Raw genomic sequence first — 2,144 nt, 5'->3', positions numbered from 1 at the left:
CATGTGGGTGCGGCCGGATTTGAGGATGCGATCGAACTCCTTCGCTTTGCGAGAGAGGGAAATCTCTAACAAGTGAACCGATTCCATTAGTTCGTCGAGGAGCTTAACTGTTGCAAGACGCATCGAGGTAGGGAAGACGTCGTTTGTGGACTGCCCGAAATTTACGCAATCATTGGGATGACAAAGCGAATAATCGCCTCGATTTCCTCCGAGGAGCTCAATCGCACGATTCGCTATAACTTCATTGGCGTTCATATGAAACGAGACGCCGGCGCCAGCTTGATACACGTCTACAACGAACTGATCATTGAGCTTTCCAGAAATCACATCTTCGGCGGCCCGAACAATGGCATCGGCGATCCTAGGCTGGACTAATCGGAGCTTTCCATTCGTAAGCGCGGCCGATTTCTTTATAAAACCAACGGCCTGGATCAGGCTCGGATGAGCCCGGTTACCGCTTATTGGGTAGTTCTCGAGCGCTCGTTGAGTCTGAATCCCATAGTACACGTCGGCAGGCACTTGCATCTCCCCCAGCGAATCCTTTTCTATGCGCAATTTCATCTGAACCACTCCATCCGAACACCCCTCTTACGATACATTTATTTGGAGAAGATCTTTAACCAGTCTAGCAGATTCGCACTGTAACAGTCTAAGAGGTGTGTTTGTCGACTTGGTAGATGAAATTCAGTTTTGCGCAAATGGGATTTCCAGCTTTGGAGGAATTTCAACGGGGCGCGATAGCTCAGAGCCTGCTGACGTCCTTGGGTCGTAAATGTGCTCCAAGTGGCGCAGCTGTGGGCTGAGTGTGCAGCTGTCCCTCACTAGGGAGCTTGCCTGCAGTTACCAATATAATTGCAAGTGAATATGCTTTTCCGATGGTAATTCAGATAATCGCACTGCAGATATACACATAGGTGGACCGCCTTGCTCAACCAACCCTAATATTGAATGCTCACGCGCTTGGAGTACCTCTCCAATCGAATCTTTGTAGCAACACCGGGCTGCGAGTGCTACAGGTCATTCGTATGAGAACAAGCGTCGATGCAATCTACTTTGCTCCACTTCATATTGAAGCTGTCCTACATTACTCCGTCCGTAACATAGATAGTCGTCTAACATATAATTGACTGCCTTCAGATCGTGATGCGGCGATTGGACCACGGCTGAATTGACCGTCGTCTAAGCATGTAGGCAAAGTAACTAGATGCCAGAAGCAGATGCAAACGAACTCGGCAATTTAAAGGAGTGGAGATATATCTGGAACTTCTAGAGCATTCACTGTGAAATGTCGGGAGAACCGAATGTGTCGGACCAATTGCCCTGCGCTCAGTTTGTACTGTTACCCGGAGAGTAAGGCGAAAGTAACAGGTGGCAGTGCAGCGCATCGAGGAAATTGGAATAGAGCGCTCAAGATAAACAGAATCGAATCGGAGGTCAGCGCAGTCAAGAATAGCCCCTCTTCGGATTTCTCGGCAAGGCAGGATATGCGCACACGAAAGATCAGTCTGTTAACTCAAGAATTCAACACAGCAATTCTGACGTGCCTTATGCGTGCTATCGATTCCGATTGAAGAATTAAGGTGATGGGTTGGAGTTCTCGATTTTGACTATAACTACCAACGAACTCGAAACGCTGCGAAAGCGGCAGCTCATGATCAACTGGCTGCGGCGAACAGCATCTGTCCCGACTTCTGCGCCATGCAGGGGTTGCCCGGCATCCGCAAGAGCTGCAGCAGACGTTTCGCTCTCCGCAGTGGTGCCTCTCTCGATCGCACGTTCCCTCGAAGCAGAAAAGCACGGACGCGCTGCGCCTTTCGAATATCCTGGCTCCGACGCGCCGGGTGACTCTCATGCACGTAGTGCAACGGACGGTCAATGGCCAGCCGACGCTGGTCACATATCCATCTTGCCAGTCGCGCTTGAGTGTCGGCCTCAACCATTTCGTCAACGATGGCACAGATTTGCTGCATTAATTGTTGTCGAAGCGCCGCAGCCTCGTTTAGTCGCACAAGTTCGAAGGCCTGAAGCGAATTCTCTGAGCAGGTGGCAAGGTAATCGAGTAGGGGCTGATTCGTCTTCATGGGCCGTCCTCCCGGAATCGAGGGTTACTGAGTCAAGTGGCGCTCAGTGGCAGAATATTAAGA

At 50.5% G+C, this 2,144-nt stretch carries 2 protein-coding genes; both read right to left on the bottom strand.

From position 1 onward, the window contains the following. A partial coding sequence (locus VGS11_00025; protein HEV2118488.1) for a lyase family protein occupies positions 1-525 on the bottom strand: 525 nt, incomplete at its 3' end. 1,130 nt (positions 526-1,655) lie between these two features. Continuing rightward, complete coding sequence (locus tag VGS11_00020; GenBank protein HEV2118487.1) at positions 1,656-2,081, bottom strand: hypothetical protein; 426 nt, start codon at positions 2,079-2,081, stop codon at positions 1,656-1,658. Positions 2,082-2,144 lie beyond the last annotated feature (63 nt).

The organism is Candidatus Bathyarchaeia archaeon (assembly GCA_035935655.1).
In the GTDB taxonomy this organism is placed as follows: domain Archaea; phylum Thermoproteota; class Bathyarchaeia; order 40CM-2-53-6; family 40CM-2-53-6; genus 40CM-2-53-6.
This window is presented reverse-complemented; position numbering and strand designations above follow the sequence as displayed.